15 protein-coding genes, 1 pseudogene and 2 riboswitches are annotated in these 15,572 nt (G+C 39.0%); of the genes and pseudogenes, 10 read left to right on the forward strand and 6 right to left on the reverse strand.

The features are described from left to right. The first annotated feature begins 122 nt into the window (after positions 1-122). Positions 123-653 carry a hypothetical protein gene (locus tag ACQKEZ_RS14835; RefSeq protein ID WP_427302065.1) on the forward strand — a complete coding sequence of 177 codons (531 nt, stop codon included), beginning with the start codon at positions 123-125 and terminating at the stop codon, positions 651-653. 81 nt (positions 654-734) lie between these two features. Here ACQKEZ_RS14835 and ACQKEZ_RS14840 read toward each other — a convergent pair whose 3' ends face one another. Further along, positions 735-1,898: an MFS transporter gene (locus ACQKEZ_RS14840; protein WP_427302067.1), complete on the reverse strand. Its 1,164-nt coding sequence runs from the start codon at positions 1,896-1,898 to the stop codon at positions 735-737. A gap of 99 nt (positions 1,899-1,997) precedes the next feature. On the opposite strand from ACQKEZ_RS14840, the gene ACQKEZ_RS14845 reads away from it, so the two are divergent. Next, positions 1,998-2,903, forward strand: a complete 906-nt coding sequence (locus ACQKEZ_RS14845; RefSeq protein ID WP_427302069.1) for a LysR family transcriptional regulator — start codon at positions 1,998-2,000, stop codon at positions 2,901-2,903. 12 nt (positions 2,904-2,915) lie between these two features. Here the strand turns inward: ACQKEZ_RS14845 and ACQKEZ_RS14850 are convergent, their stop codons facing one another. Continuing rightward, on the reverse strand, positions 2,916-4,115 hold the full coding sequence (locus ACQKEZ_RS14850) for an MFS transporter (RefSeq protein ID WP_427302071.1): 1,200 nt from the start codon (positions 4,113-4,115) through the stop codon (positions 2,916-2,918). Positions 4,116-4,262: 147 nt separating this feature from the next. Between ACQKEZ_RS14850 and ACQKEZ_RS14855 the strand changes: the two genes are divergently transcribed. Then, positions 4,263-5,240: a helix-turn-helix transcriptional regulator gene (locus ACQKEZ_RS14855; protein WP_427302073.1), complete on the forward strand. Its 978-nt coding sequence runs from the start codon at positions 4,263-4,265 to the stop codon at positions 5,238-5,240. 277 nt (positions 5,241-5,517) lie between these two features. Here ACQKEZ_RS14855 and ACQKEZ_RS14860 read toward each other — a convergent pair. The 4 genes and pseudogenes from ACQKEZ_RS14860 to ACQKEZ_RS14875 all read right to left on the reverse strand — a co-directional run bounded on the left by ACQKEZ_RS14860 (position 5,518) and on the right by ACQKEZ_RS14875 (position 7,860). After that, positions 5,518-6,089, reverse strand: a pseudogene (locus tag ACQKEZ_RS14860) (GNAT family N-acetyltransferase). A 93-nt stretch (positions 6,090-6,182) separates the two neighbouring features. Further along, positions 6,183-6,899 carry a CPBP family intramembrane glutamic endopeptidase gene (locus ACQKEZ_RS14865; protein WP_427302075.1) on the reverse strand — a complete coding sequence of 239 codons (717 nt, stop codon included), beginning with the start codon at positions 6,897-6,899 and terminating at the stop codon, positions 6,183-6,185. Positions 6,900-6,994: 95 nt separating this feature from the next. Next, positions 6,995-7,402, reverse strand: a complete 408-nt coding sequence (locus tag ACQKEZ_RS14870) for a cadmium resistance transporter (protein WP_427302077.1) — start codon at positions 7,400-7,402, stop codon at positions 6,995-6,997. A 5-nt stretch (positions 7,403-7,407) separates the two neighbouring features. Beyond that, positions 7,408-7,860: a LytTR family DNA-binding domain-containing protein gene (locus ACQKEZ_RS14875; RefSeq protein WP_427302079.1), complete on the reverse strand. Its 453-nt coding sequence runs from the start codon at positions 7,858-7,860 to the stop codon at positions 7,408-7,410. A 484-nt stretch (positions 7,861-8,344) separates the two neighbouring features. Next, positions 8,345-8,446: riboswitch (purine riboswitch) on the forward strand. Positions 8,447-8,586: 140 nt separating this feature from the next. On the opposite strand from ACQKEZ_RS14875, the gene ACQKEZ_RS14880 reads away from it, so the two are divergent. The 7 genes from ACQKEZ_RS14880 (at position 8,587) to purB (ending at position 15,528) form a co-directional block, all read left to right on the forward strand. Then, positions 8,587-9,912 (forward strand): NCS2 family permease, encoded by a 1,326-nt coding sequence (locus ACQKEZ_RS14880; protein ID WP_427302081.1) that lies wholly within the window; start codon positions 8,587-8,589, stop codon positions 9,910-9,912. A 571-nt stretch (positions 9,913-10,483) separates the two neighbouring features. After that, on the forward strand, positions 10,484-11,284 hold the full coding sequence (locus ACQKEZ_RS14885) for a hypothetical protein (RefSeq protein ID WP_427302083.1): 801 nt from the start codon (positions 10,484-10,486) through the stop codon (positions 11,282-11,284). A 223-nt stretch (positions 11,285-11,507) separates the two neighbouring features. Then, positions 11,508-12,062 carry a DUF2179 domain-containing protein gene (locus tag ACQKEZ_RS14890; protein WP_427302085.1) on the forward strand — a complete coding sequence of 185 codons (555 nt, stop codon included), beginning with the start codon at positions 11,508-11,510 and terminating at the stop codon, positions 12,060-12,062. Further along, positions 12,059-12,259 carry an NETI motif-containing protein gene (locus ACQKEZ_RS14895; RefSeq protein WP_427302087.1) on the forward strand — a complete coding sequence of 67 codons (201 nt, stop codon included), beginning with the start codon at positions 12,059-12,061 and terminating at the stop codon, positions 12,257-12,259. The genes ACQKEZ_RS14890 and ACQKEZ_RS14895 overlap by 4 nt, the downstream gene beginning before the upstream one ends. A 78-nt stretch (positions 12,260-12,337) precedes the next feature. Beyond that, a riboswitch (purine riboswitch) is annotated at positions 12,338-12,439 on the forward strand. A gap of 173 nt (positions 12,440-12,612) precedes the next feature. After that, a complete protein-coding gene (gene purE / locus ACQKEZ_RS14900; RefSeq protein WP_427302089.1) occupies positions 12,613-13,101 on the forward strand; it encodes a 5-(carboxyamino)imidazole ribonucleotide mutase in 489 nt (162 codons plus the stop codon). Continuing rightward, complete coding sequence (gene purK, locus ACQKEZ_RS14905; RefSeq protein ID WP_427302091.1) at positions 13,094-14,236, forward strand: 5-(carboxyamino)imidazole ribonucleotide synthase; 1,143 nt, start codon at positions 13,094-13,096, stop codon at positions 14,234-14,236. The genes purE and purK overlap by 8 nt, the downstream gene beginning before the upstream one ends. Further along, positions 14,233-15,528, forward strand: coding sequence for an adenylosuccinate lyase (gene purB, locus ACQKEZ_RS14910; RefSeq protein WP_427302093.1), 1,296 nt, complete (start codon positions 14,233-14,235; stop codon positions 15,526-15,528). The genes purK and purB overlap by 4 nt, the downstream gene beginning before the upstream one ends. Positions 15,529-15,572: the final 44 nt, after the last annotated feature.

Below are 15,572 nucleotides of genomic sequence, written 5' to 3' on the forward strand. Positions count from 1 at the left end.
TTTTTATTGCCTCATGTTTCACTGTCTATACTACAATCAAACGCTTAATCAGGTAAAAAAGCAATGATATGCTCTGACTATTTTAGATTAAACAGAATGAACGTTAACTGGAGGTTCGTGTTTTGGGGATTTTTCTTATCATAGGTCGCTTGTATACTCAAAAAAAGATCACGTTAAAAACAATGATTAAAAGTATTTCGTTTATGGTTGCTTTGGCACTCATTTTTGTTGTTCTATTGACAAATTTCCACTCGGTGTCACTAAAAAATGAATCCATACGCCATTTAAGTATTAATCAAAAACTATCGAACCATCAAGCATTTAAGAAAGATGACCGGTTCTCTCATAAAAATGAAGTGGTATTCTCACTAAAAGGGAATGATGATGATTTATTTGTAACTGTTGACCAAAATGATCAGATTAAGTCTATTTCTAACCACTCCAAACAAGCGAATAATCAAACATCTAAGGGGATCAACATTGGGGATTCTGTTGAAGATGTCGTCAAGACCTATGGAAATCAGTATAAGAAACTTTGGTTTGTAGAAGGATATGAAACTGGTATTCAATATCAAGATAAAAAGAATCAACTTGTATTAGAGTTCTATTTTAACGATGATCAGGTGTATCTTATTGAGCTTCGTCAGCGTTGAGCTGTTACCCTAATGATACAAAAAAGCTTGTAGACAAAGTCTACAAGCTGAACACCGTTGTCAACAGGTGATGAAGCGCTCTTATTCTTGTTTTTGTGCTGTGGCATGTAGCCGAAAAGAATATTGAATAGAGATAAACGCCAAAATGATGAATAATCCACCAATCCAGCTCAAGTGTGAAATGTTTGTATATTGGATGACGAGACCTCCTAAAGCAGCACCGATCATCATGCCTACATTCATGAATGCTGTGTTAAAGCTTAAAATGATCTCAGAGAATTGTGGTTTCAATGAAATCAAATAGTATTGTTTTGCGGGGGTTGTGGTCCAAGTGGCTGCTCCCCAAATGATGATGGTGATGAATACACCGATTGTTGAATGACTGGTAAATGTGAAACATAGTAACGCTATAGCATGTATGAACAAACTAATGGAGATCGTTCGATTTGGTCCCCATTTATCTACCGCATAACCTCCGAAGCGTGAACCGATAAAGGCAGAAGTACCTAATACAAATAAGACGGCACTGATCATTCCAATTGACATATTGGCTGATGTACTTAAAAGAGGAGAGATATAGGCAAAGACCATTGTATATCCAAATATCCATAAAATTGTTGTAATAAATCCTAATATTAATGGTGTATCCTTTAACAATTGCATCTGTAGATGAAAGGGTAATGGTGATTGTCCTTTCATATTGGGTAATAATCGATATAAGAAAATGAAGAGAATCATTGTAACAAATGCAATGATAAGGAAAATATAATGCCAATCCACATAAGTCGCCAAAAGGGTTCCTATGGGTACCCCTAATACCAATGAGACTGTAAAACCGGTAATGACTGTTGCGATGGCGGCCCCACTTTCCCCTTTTTTTGCGATTTTAGCTGCGTAGTTTGTTGCAACAACGATGTATAAACCTCCACTTAACGCCATCACAATTCTTGAGATCATGAGGTACAAAGATTGATGGCTAACAAATGCGATCAGATTTCCTACAATAAACATGAACACCGCATATAATAAGATTTTTTTGCGTTCGAACTTTGCAGTGAGTAACACTAATATGAATGCACCAATGGCATAGCATAACGAATATATGGTGATAAATTGTCCTGCTAAAGCAATGGATATTTGCAAATCCATCGAAATGATTTCTAAAATGCCAGAAACCACAAATTCTGCTGTGCCTGTCACAAATGCACCTAAAGCTAATAAAATGATGGTCAATTGATTTTTCATGCGCATCTCCTTCATAATTGTTTCAATTGCTTTCATTTTAAAGGCTGTGATAACATGAGTAAAATTGATCTTTTTCATATAGGAGATGAGTAAATACTCATGAGCTTTGTTCGTTATGAGATTACCTTGAAAGTCATAGAGCTAGGAAGCTTTACAAAAGCAGCAGAATCTTTAAACATGACACAATCTGCAGTCAGCCATGCGATCTCTAATCTTGAGTCCGAATTAGGTGTTCAATTATTGATTCGTGATCGTAAAAAGGACATTGCTTTGACAGAAGTAGGACAAAGGGTTATTCCGCATATGCGAGAAGTGTTAAGCAGAGTGGAGAAAATCAATCAAGAAGCGGCGTTGGCTATTCATTTAGAAGTTGGGACAATTCGTATTGGAACGTTTGCTAGTGCATCTTCCTGTTTGTTGCCAAAGATTCTATCGAAGTTTCAAAAAAAGCACCCAGCCATCGAATTTACATTGTACGAAGGAACTTATGAAGAAATTATTGAATGGCTCAAATCAGGTGTAATTGATATTGGATTTGTTGTAAATGGGGACGAAAATCCAGGATTTGAACTTGTTTCCTTAATTAAGGATCAAATGGTCGTTGCTCTTCACTCAGAGCATCATCTTCTCGCTCAAGATACGATTGAAGTAAAGGATTTAGAAAAAGAGCCTTTCATTATGCCAACAGGAATGTATCAATCACTAGTTGAACAACTATTTGAGAAGGCGCAAGTGCGTCCATCCATCCGATTTAAGGTGCGTGATTGCAGCACGATTGCGAATATGGTTCAGGAAGGTCTTGGAGTGACCATAGGTCCTGAATTGTTTTTAAACACACAGTCCAATGTTCAAATACGAAAGTTGAATGTCACAAATCATCGTGAAGTGGCATTAGCTTGTCAATCAATTGCCGACGCAGGGCCAGCAGTAAAGGAATTTCTCACCATTGCTAAACAAGTTTTCCCTTTAGATTCAGTCATTAAAAAAGGCCATCAAACATTATGATGGCCTTTTCTATCATCTAAGTGACTTCAATCGAGTTGAAGGCAAGAAGAAACTCAATAGGGTACAAGTGATAAATCCTCCTGTGCCAAATAGATAGGCTGCGCGATACGTGTCAAAATAATCAATGAGAAAACCGGATACACCAGGACCAGCCATTTGTCCTATTCCGTAAAAAATGGAGATAAAGCTGATGGCTAAAGGCACATATTGCGGTTTGACGAGTTTGGCAACTTGAAGTTGGATTAAGACGAGGGTTCCGCCTAAAGATGTTCCCCAAAAGAAAGACGAGAATGTAAAGAATACGGTGTCCGTCAGAATTACAGGGATGATGTTTCCGAAAGCAGAGAGCGTGATGACGGTAATTAAAGCTTTCTTTATGCCAATACGATCAGCAATCCATCCCCAAAGCGGTGGCCCGAAAATCGAAACAAAGCCGGCAAACGAATAGATGGAGCCAGCGAGGGATTCGCTTACGCCTAAATCAATGAGATAACTTGTTTGATAGAGTGTGGGAATTAAGTAGACAAAGCCGATCAAAAAATAAATAATCCCAAGTAAATAAAGGGACGGTGAGCGCCAAGCCTGATTTGAAACTTCATGCTGAACGGAAGTTGTCCTATTCGGTGCGTCTTTTAAAAAGAAAAAGGTGAATAAAAGAAATACCAAAGTGAGGAATGCAAATATCCCCCAAACATGACGCCAAGCTTCAACAGGAAATACATGCATGATAAGAGGAACGATAAATCCGCTAAGTAGCATTCCAATTCCGGCACCGCTCATTAAAAAGCCCATAACCGTTCCGCGATGCTGCGGAAAGAAAATGATCACTAATGACATGAGTGGTGTAAAGACTAGTGCGCTCCCTAGCCCTAATAAAAATACGCTGACTACAGCAAATCCATAACTGTTTACAAAGATAAGACAACTAAGACCAATGAATACAGACATATTTCCAATTAACACAGTCAGTTTCGGACCTAATTTTTTAGTGAGAATGCCAGATAAGCCAACCGTTACTAAGTACCCTAGAAATAAATAGGTGCCGAGCATCCCTGCTTCAGTTGTTGTAAAAGAGAGATCAGCCTGCATGAAGGGGAGGACGACTCCGTATGCTAATCTTCCGAAACCAGTTGTTGTGATCAGTAAACCCATTCCGAGAAAAATAAAGAGATACATAGATCGTTTGTTTGTTTTGACTTGAACATGTTCCATTAGAAACAACACCTTCTTTTATGGAGCGGAGCCCCGTTTCTTTCGTTGCTAAGATAAATGATATCGATTATCATTTAGATGGACTACTCCATTCTGATCAACATAATCCATTCAATTTACAAAAAATCAGAGAAGGTGCTGTTTCATTTGACGATTGATATTTTAACTCGAAGCTATGAATTTTTATCGCCAGCTTATCTTGAAAAAAGATCCGACATGTGGCTAGGTGAAATATATGAGTATGCTGCTCATTGTGGTGAGGGAACCATTGAACGGTACAGCATTGAACCGGGAATTGAACTTGCCATTATGCGTCACTGCACACACGAAAGGCTGGCTGAGTCGCTTCCTTATCATCAACAAAATATGGTTGAGATAACTGCTCTTTCAAAAGGGGCGTTGTATGTGAGATATGCGCCTGATGCAGAGTGGATTTGTTGTGACAGACAGGAGTTGCACTACTTTAGCTGGTCAGACCCAATTTCTTATTATGATTATCGGTGTGAACAAGCGAGTGGAATTTCTCTTTATTTAAATATGGATTTGTTGCCAGCAGGAAAAGCACTGCACCAGAAGTGGGCAACGCTACTGCAAAGGTTATTTGATTCAAACAAGAGGATGTTTAAAGTGAAAAACTTGCCTGTTCATCGTTCCATGACAGCCCAGCTCATGGGGAATTTTGAAGAAAACGTGGGTGACCATTTCCTATTTAAATCGAGGGTGCTAGCCTTATTATCACATTGTGTGAATGATCTGATGGTTGACGAATTGACAGTATCTCCCCATATTCGAATCCGCAAAGTGAAAGAAAAAATAGACATAAGCTATGATCGACCATTGCAAGTCAATAAATTAGCAAAACAGTTCGATGTACCAATAGCTGTTTTACAGCATCAATTTAAACAGAGCTATGGTGTGACAGTATACCAATATATTCAGAAGAGAAGAATCGAAGCTGCAATCGAAACGTTAATGAATACAACGCAAAGTGTTACAGATATTGCGATCAAAGTTGGTTACGAAAACCCAAGTAAATTTGCAGCGGTGTTTAAAAAGCATTATGGCATGCCACCGATGCAATATCGAAAAGTACATCATGTAGTAGTAGAAAAGCGTCAATCCTAAAAAGGAGATTTATTTTCATTTGGTTTTTTTGTGTGTTATTTGCGTTACAGATGACCGGGTTAGGATTAATAAACCAAAACTGAGGCAATAAATAGCGATGAGTTGTGTCAATAATGTATGATGAATGCCTCTGGAAATTCAACTTCACATGATTTTATATGGTTGTGTGGGAGGACAAATAAAAAAATCCCGAACCCTTGTTCAAAAAGGTTTTAGGACTTTTAGTAGGGATGATGACTTTATGTACTAACTTGGAAGAGAGAATTTTCTATATAAATTAGCGAATCCTATAATCTCTATTTAATATAGAATACATATAAACATCATCGATTTCCCTTTTCCATATTCGTACTCTCTTAATAATCCCTCTTTCATAAAATCGAAGTTTTCTAATAACTTAATTGAAGATACGTTTTTAGGATCAATGAGAGCTTCGATTCTATTAAGATTTATTTCTTGAAATCCATATTGCAAAATAGCTGCTAGTGCTTCTTTCATCAGACCTTTTCGCCAGTAATGGTGGTGTAACTCATATCCAATTTCAGTGCGACGATGCTGCTTCTTCATATTGAGAAATCCACAGCTTCCAATGATGTTGGGTTCATCTTTCAAAGAAATTCCCCATCTGATGCCTGTTTGTTCTTTGAAAATATTGTTATACCATTGAACTTCTTCTTTGGTCTCCTCGATAGATTCATGGGCTTGGATCCCCATGTACTGACTAACTGTTTCATTAGATAAATAAACATGCATATCAGCAGCATCTGAAACCGTAGCTTGTTTCAATATTAATCTTTTAGTGTGAATAACAGGAAATGATTCAGGAAATGTAACCTTGTTTTTCGTCATTTTGCCCTCCAAAAGATTTTTTTCACTTTATTTCCCTACCCAAGACACTCTTTACAATAAAACTTACTACTTTCCCAAGCTAAGCGAGCAGTATCATGTTCTTATGTTCATACGTCTCCACATGAAGAGCGCAATCATCAATAAAATAAGGCATTGAATGAACAGAATGGGCATATGATGTGTGTCCGTAGTGACTTGATCAATCACATTGTGCATCACATGCCACACGATGACCCATTGAAGGCTTTTCGTTAGTGCGACAATTTCGGCTGCAACGAAACCAAATAGGAAGGCAAACACAATTTGTGAGACGGTCATTACCATGCTTTCTCCGCTAAGCAGGTTTGCTGCATGTCCGATGCCGAAAAGGACAGCGCTTCCCCAAATGGCAATTTTTACATTGAATGTTTTGAGATATTGAAAGATCAAACCTCGAAATAGGCTTTCTTCAAAAAAACCGACACACCCCATAAAGAAAAAGAGGGTGACAATGTATTCAATAGATATTTCACGTTGAATGCCTGAGATAAAAGGGATGAGCTCAATGAGCAGAAGGGGATATATCCAAATGCCAATTGAACCTTTTTGAAAACCAACTTCTTTTATTCGGAAGGGGCTTTTTTTAATGAACAGTTGTAGTAAAAAAAAGCCGAATAGCATCGCACAGCCATTGACGATATTGATCATGACTGGATCGTTTATTTCTTTTATTGATAAATAGACACCTGCTATCGTTGGAATGATTAATGAAAAAATAAGTAATAAGCCAACTTTTAAAATGGTTGTCATGGGCTTGAAGTGTTTTGTCATTGTGATTCCTCCTCTGAGACAAGAGTAGTAGAATCAACGAGATGTTCCAATGAAATTTGCCTAAGATGTATTTTTTCAAGCCTAAGATGCAGAAATTATGAGTTTGATTGTGAACGTTGCTTGATTCGTTCATTGATTTCAATTGCTGTTTTTTGATCTTTTTGATAAAGGAGCCACTTGATGCCAACGAATAAGGCAATCACCGTCAATAAATTGATGCCAATTGACCAAATACTGATTTCTAGATCTAAGATAAAACTTATAAAAAGAATGATACACATGACTATGAAGACATAAATGAACTGTTGGAATAGGATACGCCGATGGCTATGCGTTGATTTCGGATATAACAGAAAAGTAAACAAACTAGAGAAAAACGAGCTACATAAAATGGCTTTTAAAATATGGGCAGGCATGTCCCCAAATGTGGCAAAGTAAATTAAGACCAAAGCGGTGAATAGTATACAAAAAATGAAGACAATCTGATTTGCGTACGATTTCATGCTGTTCATTTCCTCCGTATTCCTAACTTTTCTTTTAGCTTTTTGACATAAAATCGTGAGATCATGACGGATTCACCGTTGTTAAGGGTTGCTCGAAAACGCCCGCTTGTCGTTGCAGCAATTGCCTGGATTTTATCTAAATTCAAAATCATAGACTTTGAGACCCTTACATAATCAAAATCTTTCAGCAAATCTTCAAGCTCAAACAGCTTTTCTTTTAATAAAAACACACCTTCATCTGTATATAAAAAAGTGCGCTTATCAACACTTTCTATATAGAGAATATCTTTGAAAAAGACTTTATGCATGCTCTCTTTCACAGGATCTTTGGCTAACACAAAGAGAGTTGATTGTTCGATTTGCTGGACAAGCCTTTCAATTTGCTCATTTAGCTCATGGATGTGAAAAGAAACATATTCAAGTTGTTGCCTATCTATCAATTCGATTTTTGTTTTCATTTATTTTCCTTTAACTGGTCATTTTAGTTAGTTGCACGTATCTGCTTTTGGTCTGTTTTCTATACAATTTTTACAATAAAACACGCCTTCAGTCCTAAGCCGAGCTTTCACTTCTGACATGTCTCGTCTTTTTGGATAGATGAGTTTTACATATATCTCTTCTTCACCTTCAATTTTCTTTTGACATTTTCTTCATTTCGGTTCTTCATTTAAAAACAAGCGGCATTCTCCTTTTCTGTGATGCTTCAATATCTCACATTATATCAATATGGGGTATTTTTGTATGTTGATTTAACCGATCTCAATCGTTTAACGAAGCAAGAAGATATACTTGTCACAATTCCAGTCAAAAAAGAAAAAGAAAAATCAAATGTGAAATCCTAATTACCAAATTAGTGTAATAAGACGAATGAAGCGAACATTTTTGAAAGAAATGTTCGCTTTTTGTATTGTGTTTTAAAAATGAAGTTGGTACAATAGACACAGAAATCAAATTGATAGAAGTCGTATAATAGCGGGGATATGGCCCGCAAGTTTCTACCAGGCTACCGTAAAGAGCTTGACTACGTCAATTCACACTCGTTTGATATAAATCATGTATTGTTCTTGTTTTATGTCATGCTCTGAGTTCAATTGTAGTCAAGCGTCCCAAACATGTTGGGACGTTTTTTATTTGACTTGATCTTGGGCAGACTATTGAGAAGAACACGAAGGGAGTCAGTTGGCTTGAAACAGTTTTTTCAGTTTGATGAATTAGGTACAAATTATCGTAGAGAGATCGTTGGTGGTTTGACAACATTTTTGGCAATGGCTTATATTTTGTTTGTTAATCCGATTACATTGGCATTAGTTGCTGTACCGGATTTTCCAGATAAACTTCGTATTGATCAAGGGGCTGTTTTTACAGCAACGGCGCTTGCATCTGCCGCAGGTTGTTTCTTGATGGGATTGATTGCTAGATACCCAATTGCCATCGCACCGGGAATGGGATTAAATGCGTTTTTTGCCTTTTCTGTTGTGTTAGGTATGGGAATTTCTTGGGAAGCGGCTTTATCAGGTGTGTTTGTCTCTGGTTTGATTTTCGTTGCGCTTTCGTTAACAGGCTTTCGGGAAAAAATCATCAATGCCATTCCAGCTGAGCTGAAGCTAGCCGTTGGGGCAGGAATTGGTTTGTTCATTACCTTTGTTGGTTTGCAAGGCTCTGGCATTATTGCAAACAGTGATGCTACGCTCGTGACAGTTGGGAATATTCATAGCGGTCCTGTGCTTTTAACAGTATTCGGTATTGTTGTGACAGTCATATTAATGGTGCTTCGCGTAAATGCAGGTGTGTTTATTGGCATGCTTGTGACAGCAATAGTGGGAATGATTTTTGGACTTGTTCCTGTTCCATCTCAGATCATTGACAGTATTCCTAGTTTATCGCCAACCTTTGGACAAGCAATCATTCATTTGCCGGAAATTTTCTCATTACAAATGCTTGTTGTCATTTTGACGTTCTTATTCGTTGGCTTCTTTGATACAGCAGGTACACTTGTCGCTGTTGCTACGCAAGCTGGGTTAATGAAAAATAATGAGCTTCCTCGCGCAGGAAGAGCATTACTTGCGGATTCTTCTTCTATCGTTGTCGGTTCTGTACTTGGAACTTCTACAACAACGTCTTATGTTGAATCAAGCTCAGGTGTAGCAGCAGGTGCGCGTTCTGGATTTGCAGCGGTTGTTACAGGGGTCTTCTTCCTGCTCGCGATGTTCTTCTCACCGCTTCTATCGGTTGTGACACCAAATGTAACAGCACCTGCTCTTATTATTGTTGGTGCACTGATGGTGGCACCTCTTGGGAAAATCGCATGGGATCGTTTTGAAATTGCGGTACCAGCTTTCTTGACAATGATTATGATGCCGCTCACGTACAGTATTGCAACAGGGATTGCGATCGGCTTTATCTTCTATCCGATTACGATGATCTTCAAAGGAAAGGCGAAAGAGGTTCATCCGATTATGTACGGATTGTTTGTCATCTTTATCCTGTACTTTGCTTTCCTAAATCATTAATGTTTGATGAAACAGTAGCTCTCTATAGCTACTGTTTTTTGATTGAAAAAATCCTAAAAACTCAATTAAGTTGTAGGAATAATATGTTTATGGTAAGAAGAAATAATTCGCTGATTGGAAAACCTAAGGCGCTTTGAATCCCTTTAATGAAGGATCAAAGTGTTTTTTCTTGAAAATAATCGGAAAAGCCACAAAGAGTCAATCACCGTTAGACATGAGAAGAGAGATGTTTGCATCATTTTTAGTAAAGGGTTAAATAATGTAAACGTGCATGTAAGCTCAAGCTAAGTAGGACGCTTTCGCTAGAAAAATATGGCGATGCAGGTCAGGTTATTAAAGCGGTTCTTGTGATCTGTTCCTTTTTCTATTTGTATTTATGGTAAATTTGATCATTTGTGTTTTTTCGCACCTTTTTAAAACCTCTTGATCCTTCGAAGCGTCTAATGAGCGTATCATTAGAATGATTTCTTGACTGACGAAAAAGACTTCGCTACTTTATATAGGAGTCTTCTGGCATTTCATCAGGTCGGGATGAAGATGTACGGCAGTCTTGGATAGGAGTTGGCTTTATATGCTAAATGAAGAGAAAGATCAAAAACAATCGAAATTAGCAAGGGAAGAAACACCCATAGATCAAGAAACAAGACAATCTCGATTAAGCCGAAGCGCAAGTAGGCAAGCGAGAAAACCGAAAAAAACACAAGCCTCAGATGATCATAAATCGACATTTCGCCGTATGGCAACAAGTGTAGGTCAAGCATTTAAACGATATGGCACGTATGCTCTTGCGATGCTAAAATCACCTGCTAAAGCAATTGAACGTTCAGATCAGTTACGAATGAAGTATGCATGGATCTCGATTGTCCTGTTTAGTGTGTTTTTTGCACTCGGCAATTATTTTCAATTAAAAGCTTCAAAGGATCGGCTATTAGGATTTGGTGTGAGTTTTCCTTTTGCAGAAGCTTTCTTTACAGTAGGTCTTTTTACATTTGTGCTTGTGATTATATTGATGCTTACAGCTTGGTTTATTGGAAAGTACATGCTGAAAGGTCCAATGTCGCTCAAGGAGATCGTCATGACATTTGGTGCGGCACTTGTTCCTGTCATGGTCTTATCAATACTGTGGTTCACTTTTGCAATCATCAATGTTCCTTATGTGACTGTGATGATCTCTATTATGATGTTTTTTGGTCTTCATTTGATTGTATTTCTTTTATTTCGCGCCATTCAGGCGAAGGCGGAAGAGCCACGCGGAGATTTGATGTATGCGATTTGGCTTGTTCTTCTCATTGAGCTTGCACTGGTTGCGGCTCTATGGAGTGTGATTGGTCCATTTGTGATTCCATCACTTATTCCGGTTCACTTTGGATGAATTTTTACACTCTCCACCTGTATTCATAGCCTCCTTTTATGATAAGGGAGGCTTTTTCATGTTGAGAAAATGAGAAAAAGGGGTAAACTCTTTGTAGCAAACATCACTAGAATTGCTTGAAAATTTTTATGCGATTCTTCACATAAGCTAGATTGTATCAGCGTTTGTTCTTTAGTAGAATATGGAGTGCTTTATTTGATTTCAAGTGCGGGGGGTCCTAAATGTGTTTCAACAACTTTTATCCAATGCTTTCACAATGGTTTTAATTATTTTAGTCATTAACATCATCTATGTCTCGTTTTCAACTATGCGGTTAATTTTAACAATGAAGGGCAGACGTTACTCGGCGGCTTTTGCCGGAACCATTGAAATGATTATCTATGTCATTGGACTGAGTATTGTACTTGATAACTTGGATCAGATACAAAATATCATGGCCTATGCCCTTGGTTATGGTATTGGGATTATTGTCGGGATGAAAATTGAAGAAAAGCTGGCCCTTGGCTATATTACAGTGAACGTCATTACAAAAGAACTGGACCTTGACCTTCCAAGACAGCTAAGGGAAAAAGGCTACGGGGTAACCAATTGGGTAGCAGGAGGTCTTGAAGGAGATCGTTCAGCGATGCAAATTTTAACACCGAGAAAATACGAACTACAATTATATGAAACGATTAAGACACTTGATTCAAAAGCGTTTATCATTTCTTATGAACCGAAATCCATTCATGGAGGCTTCTGGGTCAAGGCTGTAAAGAAAAGGAGAATTAAAGAATGACGGCAAAGCCAAAGAAAAAGAAATTCCACGTAGAAGAGAATATGACAATCGATCAAGTTTTGTCGCAAATGACCAAGGAAGGCTACATGCCAGTCCGCAGAATGGAGGAGCCTATTTTTCAGGAAAAGAAGGAAAATGGTGCGATTCAGATCATTCCGATTGGGAAAAAAATCGTATTCGAGGGGAAATTAGTCTAAATCCGAACATTAAATGGACGTCATCGTAGATTGTTCGATAATATCGTTGACATCATGATCGTCCGTTGTTAAGATAAACATGAAATAAAAACACGACCTCATATAATCTTGGGAATAAGGCCCATAAGTTTCTACCCAGTGACCGTAAATGACTGGACTATGCAGGAAAGTGGACAAAAAACTGACATGGACGAAAAAAAAAGCGAACAGCGCTTACCATGGCCCGGTTTGTGTTGCTTCCTAAACAATGCAATGCGAACCGGGCTATTTTGTTCGGCGTTTGACAAGCTACATGGTTTGGGAAGCATGTCAAATGATTCAAAATCGAATATTAGCTTAAAGGTGGGGACAAAATGAAGCCGCTTGTAGGTGTCATCATGGGAAGTACATCTGATTGGGAAACAATGAAAAATGCGTGTGACATCTTGGAGGAATTAGACATTCCGTATGAAAAACAAGTTGTTTCTGCACATCGTACACCTGATTTGATGTTTGAATACGCAAGCTCAGCAAGAGAAAAAGGCTTGAAGGTAATTATTGCTGGAGCTGGGGGCGCAGCTCACTTACCAGGAATGGTTGCAGCAAAAACAACCTTGCCAGTCATAGGCGTACCTGTTCAATCAAAAGCGCTGAATGGACTAGATTCTCTTTTATCAATCGTACAAATGCCAGGCGGTGTTCCAGTAGCCACAGTTGCCATTGGGAAGGCAGGGGCAACCAATGCAGGTTTACTTGCAGCTCAAATGATCTCAGCCTTTGATGAAAAGGTGACAGCTCGTCTTGAGCAAAGAAGAGAACAAACAAAACAAACGGTATTAGAAAGCAGTGGTCAGCTTGGCTAAGCAAACAATTTTTCCAAATGCAACGATAGGAATAATCGGCGGTGGACAGCTTGGCAGATATATGGCTGTTAGTGCGAAACAAATGGGGTATCGCGTGGCTGTGGTTGATCCTATAGTGCAATCACCCTGTGGACAAGTTGCCGATGTTGAGATTACTGCTGCCTATAGTGATCACGATGCAATTCGCAAGCTCGCACAAGTGAGTGATATCGTCACATATGAATTTGAAAACATTGATTACGATGCACTGAATCAGTTAAAAGAAGCCGCTTATTTACCGCAAGAAAGCGACCTTTTAATGATGACGCAAAACCGTGAAACAGAAAAAAAGGGCATTGAAGAAGCTGACTGTGAAGTTGCGCCATACCGTATTGTTCATGACAAAGCTGAATTAACGGAAGCGGCCCTCATACTTGGCTTGCCAGCGGTGCTCAAAACATGCCGAGGCGGCTATGATGGAAAAGGACAGTATGTCATACAGGAAAAAGATCAGCTCGATGAAGCGGCAAATCTCCTTGCACATGGTACATGTATTTTAGAAAGCTGGGTTCCTTTTCAAATGGAGCTGTCAGTCATCGTGACGCGTTCTGTCCGTGGGGAAGTTGCAGTATTCCCAGTCGCAGAAAACATTCATAAGCAGAACATCTTGTTTCAAAGCATTGTTCCGGCAAGAGTTGATAAGCGTATCCAAGAGGAAGCGAAAGAGCTTGCAGTGAAGCTTGCTGAAAAGCTAGAGCTTGTTGGTACACTTGCAGTCGAACTATTTCTCACGAAAGAAGGGAAATTGCTGGTGAATGAGCTAGCGCCACGACCGCATAATTCAGGGCACTATACAATGGATTTATGTGAAACAAGCCAATTCGAACAGCACATTCGTGCCATTTGTGGATTGCCGCTTGGTGGAACAGCTCTGCTATCTGAAGGAATGATGGTCAACCTGCTAGGGGATGAAATCTTGATTCCAAAGGAGCACCCCGAGCTCTTAAAAGACGCGAAGCTGTATTTGTACGGTAAGCATGAGGTAAAAGCCGGACGCAAGATGGGGCATATGACCTTCCTGAAAAAAAACGATGAAAAATGGATCACAGACATAACAAAGATTTGGACTGAAAGAGATGGAGGAAACGGGAAATGATCGAACGTTACGCTAGACCAGAGATGTCAGCAATCTGGACAGAGGAAAACAAATTTAAAGCATGGCTTGAAGTAGAAATTTTAGCTTGTGAGGCTTGGGCAGATCTTGGTGTTATTCCGAAAGATGATGTTGTCACAATGCGCAAGAATGCTAGCTTTGATATCGGACGTATCTTAGAGATTGAACAAGACACGCGCCATGACGTGGTTGCCTTCACGCGTGCTGTTTCTGAATCTCTTGGAGAGGAAAGAAAGTGGGTACATTACGGGTTAACTTCAACTGACGTGGTTGATACGGCGCTTTCATACTTATTAAAACAGGCAAACGATATCATACTCAAGGACATTGAGAGATTTGTTGACATACTAAAAGAAAAAGCAAAAGAGCATAAATATACGGTGATGATGGGGCGTACACATGGAGTCCACGCAGAACCGACGACATTTGGCTTGAAGCTTGCTCTTTGGTATGAAGAAATGAAGCGTAACCTAGAGCGTTTCAAACAAGCGAAAGCTGGCATCGAATATGGAAAAATTTCTGGTGCTGTCGGTACGTATGCGAACATTGATCCATTTGTTGAACAATATGTGTGTGAAAAACTAGGCATCAAAGCTGCACCAATTTCTACCCAAACCTTGCAGCGTGATCGTCATGCTGACTACATGGCAACACTTGCTTTAATCGCAACAAGCGTTGAGAAATTCGCTGTTGAAATTCGTGGTCTGCAAAAAAGTGAAACACGTGAAGTGGAAGAATTCTTTGCAAAAGGACAAAAAGGATCTTCTGCAATGCCGCACAAACGTAATCCAATTGGCTCTGAAAATATGACAGGGATTGCCCGTGTTATTCGTGGTTATATGCTGACTGCATATGAAAATGTTCCACTTTGGCATGAGCGTGACATTTCTCATTCTTCAGCAGAACGTATCATTTTACCGGATGCGACCATTGCACTGAATTACATGCTGAACCGTTTCTCAAATATCGTCAAAAACTTAACGGTATTCCCAAAAAACATGAAACGTAACATGGATCGTACGCTTGGTTTAATCTATTCTCAACGCGTTCTTCTTGCCTTGATTGATACAGGCATGGCACGTGAGGAAGCCTATGATACTGTTCAGCCAAAAGCGATGGAAGCCTGGGACAAACAAGTTCAATTCCGTACACTTGTCGAAAACGAGGAGAAGATCACATCTCGTCTGACACCTGAACAAATTGCGGATTGTTTTGATTACAACTATCACCTTAAAAATGTTGATATGATCTTTGAACGTCTAGGTCTAGTGTAAGAAATGGGCAGCCTGCTTGTCGGGCTGTCAAACCTTGAAAATTG

Source organism: Bacillus sp. NPDC077027 (assembly GCF_050269555.1).
Taxonomy (GTDB): Bacteria; Bacillota; Bacilli; order Bacillales; family Bacillaceae; genus Bacillus.